General features: G+C 69.5%; 6 protein-coding genes. All 6 read left to right on the forward strand.

Features of this window, described 5'->3' with window-relative positions:
- Positions 1 to 210 precede the first annotated feature (210 nt).
- Entirely contained in the window at positions 211 to 1,665 is a 1,455-nt protein-coding gene (gene lysS, locus AC07FN_RS45460) for a lysine--tRNA ligase (RefSeq protein WP_478401313.1), read from the forward strand.
- A gap of 185 nt (positions 1,666 to 1,850) precedes the next feature.
- On the forward strand, positions 1,851 to 2,204 hold the full coding sequence (locus tag AC07FN_RS45465) for a histone-like nucleoid-structuring protein Lsr2 (RefSeq protein WP_010308148.1): 354 nt from the start codon (positions 1,851 to 1,853) through the stop codon (positions 2,202 to 2,204).
- A 289-nt stretch (positions 2,205 to 2,493) separates the two neighbouring features.
- The gene (locus AC07FN_RS45470) at positions 2,494 to 3,576 is read left to right on the forward strand and encodes a FecCD family ABC transporter permease (protein WP_478401310.1); all 1,083 of its coding nucleotides are present in this window, start codon (positions 2,494 to 2,496) and stop codon (positions 3,574 to 3,576) included.
- A complete protein-coding gene (locus AC07FN_RS45475; protein WP_478401311.1) occupies positions 3,573 to 4,664 on the forward strand; it encodes a FecCD family ABC transporter permease in 1,092 nt (363 codons plus the stop codon). The genes AC07FN_RS45470 and AC07FN_RS45475 overlap by 4 nt, the downstream gene beginning before the upstream one ends.
- Positions 4,661 to 5,533, forward strand: a complete 873-nt coding sequence (locus tag AC07FN_RS45480) for an ABC transporter ATP-binding protein (protein ID WP_478401312.1) — start codon at positions 4,661 to 4,663, stop codon at positions 5,531 to 5,533. Before AC07FN_RS45475 ends, AC07FN_RS45480 begins: the two co-directional genes overlap by 4 nt.
- 244 nt (positions 5,534 to 5,777) lie before the next feature.
- On the forward strand, positions 5,778 to 7,292 hold a 1,515-nt coding region (locus AC07FN_RS45485), incomplete at its 3' end, for a Clp protease N-terminal domain-containing protein (protein WP_452618803.1).

Genomic DNA, 7,292 nt, shown 5'->3' on the forward strand with positions numbered 1-7,292 from the left:
CAGGACTCACACGTCCAGGACGACAGAGTGCTCACCTGCCAGTCGGCTACCAACCAGGAGTTTGCCCGATGGCTCACTCCCAGAACTGATTAGGACGCCTGGTGGCGGCGTCGCGGAGGGCGAAACGTACCCTTGGAGGCCGTGACTGACCAGGACCTTCCCAACCCTCCGGCAACCAGCGCTGACGGCGTCGACGATCTGCCGGAACAGATGCGGATCCGGCGGGAGAAGCGGGAGCGCCTGCTCGCCGCCGGAGTCGACCCCTACCCGGTGACCCTGCCGATCACGCACGGCCTCGCCGAGGTGCGCGCCGCGTACCCGGACCTGGAGCCCGACACCGCCACCGGCGCCCAGGTCGGCGTCGCGGGCCGCGTGATGTTCTTGCGCAACACCGGAAAGCTCTGCTTCGCGACGCTGCGCGCCGGCGACGGGACCGAGCTGCAGGCCATGCTCAGCCTCAAGCAGGTCGGTGAGGACTCGCTGGCGGCCTGGAAGGCCGATGTCGACCTCGGCGACCACGTCTTCGTGCACGGCGAGGTGATCACCTCCCGGCGCGGCGAGCTGTCTGTGATGGCCGACGAATGGCGGATGGCGGCCAAGACGCTGCGCCCGCTGCCGGTGATGCACAAGGACCTCGGCGAGGAAACCCGCGTCCGGCAGCGCTACGTCGATCTGATCGTGCGGAAGCAGGCCGCCGACACGGTGCGCACCCGCGCCGCGGTTCAGCGATCGCTGCGGGATTCGTTCGACCGGCGCGGTTTCGTCGAGGTGGAAACCCCGATGTTGCAGACGCTGCAAGGCGGTGCCGCGGCTCGCCCGTTCACGACGCATTCCAACGCCTTCGACATCGACCTGTTCCTGCGGATCGCGCCGGAGTTGTATCTGAAGCGATGCGTGGTCGGCGGGATCGAGAAGGTTTTCGAGATCAACCGGAACTTCCGCAACGAGGGTAGTGATTCTTCCCACTCGCCGGAGTTCGCGATGTTGGAGTTCTACCAGGCGTATGCCGATTACAACGACATGGCCGAGCTCACCCGGTCGCTGATCCAGGAAGCGGCCGAGGCGGTCGCGGGTTCGCAGGTGGTCACCTGGTTCGACGGGACCGAGTACGACTTGTCCGGTGAGTGGGCGTCGCTGCGGATGTACGACTCCTTGTCGGAAGCGCTGGATTCGGAGATCACCCCGGAAACTCCGGTGGAGGCGCTGCGCAAGCACGCGGACTCCTACGGATTGCAGACCGATCCCAAGCACGGCCACGGAAAGCTCGTCGAGGAGCTGTGGGAGCACCTGGTCGGCGATCATTTGACCGCTCCGACGTTCGTTCGCGACTTCCCGTTGGAGACCTCCCCGCTGACCCGGCAGCACCGCACCGAGCCGGGCGTGGCGGAGAAATGGGATCTGTACGTTCGCGGGTTCGAGCTCGGGACCGGATACTCCGAACTCGTCGACCCGGTGGTGGAACGCGCTCGCCTCGAGGAACAGGCCGCACTCGCGGCCGCCGGAGACGACGAGGCCATGCCGATCGACGAGGACTTTCTCCGCGCCCTGGAGTACGGAATGCCGCCCAGCGGCGGGGTCGGAATCGGTATCGACCGGTTGTTGATGGCGTTGACCGGTCTCGGTATCCGGGAGACGATCCTGTTCCCGCTGGTCCGGCCGGAATGACCCGATCAGGGCGCGAGGCGGTGAATTTTCCGGCCCGGGTGAGTGCATTGTCGCAGTTACTGCGCTAACCTGTGCTCAGAATGTTCCGGTGACGGCTTATTGACGTACTCGCAAGGGAGTTGCGCTCCTGGCGGATGTCGCTGTCCCGCTATTGCACATTTTTTGCTCCGGGGAGGACTTCGAAGATGGCGCAGAAGGTCACAGTCACCCTTGTCGACGATCTCGACGGCGGTCAGGCGGATGAAACCGTCGAGTTCGGATTGGACGGCGTCGCCTACCAGATCGACCTTTCCGCCGACAATGCCGGTGAGTTGCGGGATGCCCTCGCGAACTACGTCTCGAACGCGCGCCGGGCGGGCGGCCGGAAGAAGCCGGGTCCGCGCCCGGGTGCCACGGCGCGTGCCGCCGGCGGTTCCACGAGTGCCGATCGCGAGCAGAACCAGGCCATTCGGGAATGGGCTCGCAAGCGCGGTCTGAAGGTGTCGGACCGGGGCCGTATCCCCGCCGACATCGTCGAGCAGTACCACCAGGCGAACTGAAGTAACCGACGCCGAGGGGCGTTTGCGGGCAGATGGGCCCCGCAAACGCCCCTCGTTGCGTTCGGATAACTCTATTCGCCGCTTGCCGGGCCGAAAAGTGGCGATTGATCAACGCGAGATCTTGTCCGATTGCGACCCGAGTTGCCCTTTTTCCCGGTTGCCCCGGCGCCGGTAGACCGCCGCCCTCCGCCGGCATGTGACATCGGACATTCCGGCCCACCCTGTTGGTTCAGCCTTAGGTGGGCCTAACCTAAGTGCGGTCCGGACGGGTGAACAGAGGGAGTGGGACGTGAGTCGCAGCGTGGCCGTCGACGGCCCTCCCGGGTCCGAGCAGGCCGCGGCGTCCATCGCTGCAGGCGGCGAACGCCTGCGACAACGCCGGCGCCGCCGGGTGACGGGCATCGTCGTCCTGCTGGTCGTGCTGGCGGTCAGTTGCGTGCTCAGCGTGGTGATCGGCGCCAAGACGATCCCGCTGGCGGACGTGTGGGCCGGGCTGTTCGCGCCGACCGGCACGGAGAACGACCTGATCATCCGCGAGCTGCGGGTGCCGCGCACCGTGGTCGGCGTCCTCGCGGGCGCGGCGCTGGGCCTGGCCGGCGCGCTGATGCAGGGCCACACCCGCAACCCGATCGCCGACCCGGGCATCCTCGGCATCACGCAGGGCGCGGCGCTGGCCGTCGTGCTCGCGGTCTACACCTTCGGCGTCACGACGCTGCTCGGCTTCATCTGGTTCGGCTTCGCCGGCGCGATGGTGGGCGCGCTCGCGGTGTTCGCGATCGGCTCCCTCGGCCGCGGCGGCCCGACCCCGGTGACGCTGGCGCTGGCTGGCACCGCGATCAGCCACCTGCTGCAGGCCATCACCTCGGCGCTGGTGATCTCCGACCAGCAGACCATGGACACCTACCGCTTCTGGAAGGTCGGCTCCATCGCGATCACCGACACCGCGGTGATCCCCCAGGTGCTGCCGTTCCTGGTGGTGGGCGTGGTACTGGCGCTGGCCAACGCGTCGAGCCTCAACGCCCTGTCGCTCGGCGACGACGTGGCCCGCTCGCTCGGCCACCGCGTCGAGTGGGCCCGCCGGATGGGCATCGCCGCGATCGCGATCCTGGTCGGCGGCGCGGTCGCGATCTGCGGGCCGATCGGGTTCGTCGGGCTGATCGTGCCGCACGTGGCCCGCTACTTCACCGGCGCCGACTACCGCTGGCTGCTGCCGTTCGCCGGGCTGCTGGGCGCGTCGCTGGTGCTGCTCGCCGACGTGCTCGGCCGGGTCGTGGCGCGGCCGTCCGAAGTGCAGGTCGGGGTGATGCTGGCGATGGTCGGCGCACCGTTCTTCATCGCGCTCGTGCGCCGCCGGAAGTTGGTGCGGTTGTGACCCAGGTCCTCGAAGACGAGCAGCCGGGCGTCGCCGGTCGCCGGCCGGTCCGGGTGGGCCCGTTCTCCGGCGTGCTGCGCTTGCGGCCGCTGGTGGCGCTGCTGGGCGGCCTGGTCGTGCTGCTGGCCGTGTTCGTGCTCAACGTCGGCCTCGGCGAGTACCAGATCAGCCCGCTGGAGGTGCTCAACACGCTGTTCGGCGGCGGCGACCGGGCGCAGCAGATCATCATCTGGGAGCTGCGGCTGCCGAGGTCGCTGACCGGCCTGCTGGTCGGCGCCGCGCTCGGCCTCGCCGGCGCGATCATGCAGGCCCTCGCCCGCAACCCGCTGGCCAGCCCGGACATGCTCGGCATCACCTGGGGCGCGGGCACCGCCGCGACGCTGGTGATCGTGCTCGGCGGCACCGCGGGCAGCCTCGCGGGCGCGCTGGCCGACTATGGCCTGCCGCTGGTGGCGCTGACGGGCGGGCTGGTCACCGGCATCGCCGTCTACGGGCTGGCCTACCGCCGCGGCGTGGACTCCTTCCGGTTGGTGCTGGTCGGCGTCGGCGTCAGCGCGCTGGCGGGCAACGCGACCTACTGGCTGCTCACCGTCGGCGACGTCACCGAGGCGAGCCGGGCCATGGTGTGGCTGACCGGCAGCCTCAACGCGCGCGGCTGGGAGCACGTCATCCCGGTGGGGATCGCCCTGGTCGTGCTGATCCCGCTGGCCCTGATCGGCGCGCACGTGCTCGGCGCGCTGCAGTTCGACGACGACACGGTGCGCGGCCTGGGCGTCCGGATGGACTTCTCGCGCGGCGTGCTGCTGCTGGCCTCGGTCGCGCTGGCGTCGATCGCCACCGCCGCGGCCGGGCCGATCCAGTTCGTCGCGCTGGCCACCCCGCAGATCGCGCTGCGCGTGGCGCGCACCTCGCGGCCGCCGCTGCTCGCCTCCGCCGTGCTCGGCGCCGCGCTCGTCGTCGGTTCGGACGTGATCTCCCGGACCGCCTTCGGCGGCACCGAGCTGCCGGTCGGCATCATCACCGCCATCCTCGGCGCCCCGTACCTGATCTACCTGCTCGTTCGTCGGTACCGGGAGGCCCGCGCATGACCGCATCCGCCACGTCCAAGACGACCGACGACGGACGCGCGGTGCCCGCTGGCGACCGGCAGCGGCTGCACGCCACCGACCTGCAGCTGGCCTACGGCGACCGCGTCATCGTCGACGGCCTGGACTTCGACGTCGTGGACGGCACCATCACCGCGGTGATCGGCCCGAACGGCTGCGGCAAGTCGACGCTGCTGCGCGTGCTGGGCCGGCTGCTGAACCCGCGGCGCGGCAGCGTGCTGCTGGACGGCAAGCAGATCCACAAGATGTCCACCAAGGAAGTCGCCAGGGTGCTCGGGGTGCTCCCGCAGTCGCCGGTGGCGCCGGACGGCCTGACCGTCGCCGACCTGGTCGCCCGCGGCAGGCACCCGCACCAGTCCTGGTACCGGCAGTGGTCCTCCGACGACGAGTCGGCGGTGGCCGAGGCGCTGGGCATGACCGGCATCGCCGACCTCGCCGACCGCACCCTGGACGAGCTCTCCGGCGGCCAGCGGCAGCGCGCCTGGCTGTCCATGGCGCTGGCGCAGGGCACCGACCTGCTGCTGCTCGACGAGCCGACCACCTACCTGGACCTCTCGCACCAGGTGGACGTGCTGGAGCTGGTCGGGCAGCTGCACGACGAGAGCGGTCGTACCGTCGTGATGGTGCTGCACGACCTGAACCTGGCCGCCCGCTACGCCGACCGGCTGGTGGCGATGAAGGCCGGCGCGATCGTCGCCGAGGGCGAGCCGGGCGAGGTGCTCACCGAGGAGTTGCTGGCCGAGGTTTTCGGGCTGAAGGCGCGGGTGATTGCTGATCCCGTCGCGGGTACCCCGATGGTGGTGCCGATCGGCGGGAGGCGCGGCTCGTCCGCCGATCAGTCCGAGCAGTAAGACCTGTTCGCGCTGAGCGGACAGGGCCATCCGATCGGTCCAAATCCGGAATCTCGCAGGCCAGCGTGCCGTTGGTCAGGGTGCCGGACAAGAATGTGGGCAGTAGGCCGTAGCGGGCACGGACCGCGACCGGGTGGGGCTACTACAGTGGTCCTCAAGAGTGCTGAACCCCGTCGTGGGCATCGGCGATGCAGGAGCCGTGTCCCGCCAACGAGACCGCCGGCGCAGCAGTCAGGGAGTGCGAATGTTCGAGAGGTTCACCGACCGCGCGAGGCGGGTGGTCGTCCTGGCCCAAGAAGAGGCCCGGATGCTCAACCACAACTACATCGGCACCGAGCACATTCTCCTGGGCTTGATCCACGAGGGTGAGGGTGTCGCCGCCAAGGCGTTGGAGTCGCTGGGTATCGCGCTTGAGGGCGTGCGCCAGCAGGTCGAGGAGATCATCGGCCAGGGGCAGCAGGCCCCCAGCGGACACATCCCGTTCACCCCACGGGCCAAGAAGGTGCTGGAGCTGTCGTTGCGCGAGGCGCTGCAGCTCGGTCACAACTACATCGGCACCGAGCACATCCTGCTCGGGCTGATCCGCGAGGGCGAGGGCGTCGCCGCACAGGTGCTCGTCAAGCTCGGTGCGGACCTCAACCGGGTGCGCCAGCAGGTGCTGCAGCTGCTCTCGGGCTACCAGGGCAAGGAGCCCGCCGAGGCCGGCGGCCGCGGCGAGGGCACCCCGTCGTCGTCGCTGGTGCTGGATCAGTTCGGCCGCAACCTCACGCAGAGCGCCCGCGAGGGCAAGCTCGACCCGGTGATCGGCCGGGAGAAGGAAATCGAGCGGATCATGCAGGTCCTCTCGCGGCGCACCAAGAACAACCCGGTGCTCATCGGCGAGGCCGGCGTCGGCAAGACGGCGGTCGTGGAGGGGCTGGCCCAGAAGGTCGTCAAGGGCGAGGTGCCCGAGACGCTGAAGGACAAGCAGCTCTACACCCTGGACCTGGGCTCGCTGGTCGCCGGTTCCCGGTACCGCGGTGACTTCGAAGAGCGCCTGAAGAAGGTGCTCAAGGAGATCAAGACCCGCGGCGACATCATCCTGTTCATCGACGAGATCCACACCCTGGTCGGCGCGGGCGCCGCCGAGGGTGCGATCGACGCGGCGAGCATCCTCAAGCCGATGCTGGCCCGCGGCGAGCTGCAGACCATCGGTGCCACCACGCTCGAGGAGTACCGGAAGTACGTCGAGAAGGACCCGGCCCTGGAGCGCCGCTTCCAGCCGATCCAGGTCGGCGAGCCGTCGCTGCAGCACACCGTCGAGATCCTCAAGGGCCTGCGGGACCGCTACGAGGCGCACCACCGGGTGTCGATCACCGACTCCGCGCTGGTCGCCGCGGCGAGCCTGGCCGACCGCTACATCAACGACCGCTTCCTGCCGGACAAGGCGATCGACCTGATCGACGAGGCCGGCGCCCGGATGCGCATCCGCCGCATGACCGCGCCGCCGGACCTGCGCGAGTTCGACGAGAAGATCGCCGACGTGCGCCGGGAGAAGGAGTCCGCGATCGACGCGCAGGACTTCGAGCGGGCCGCCCGCCTGCGGGACGAGGAGAAGCAGCTCCTCGGCCAGAAGGAGGAGCGGGAGAAGCAGTGGAAGGCCGGTGACCTCGACGTGGTCGCCGAGGTCGACGACGAGCAGATCGCCGAGGTGCTGGCGAACTGGACGGGCATCCCGGTGTTCAAGCTCACCGAGGAGGAGACGACCCGCCTGCTGCGC

The sequence above is a fragment of the Saccharopolyspora sp. NPDC045941 genome (assembly GCF_056431445.1).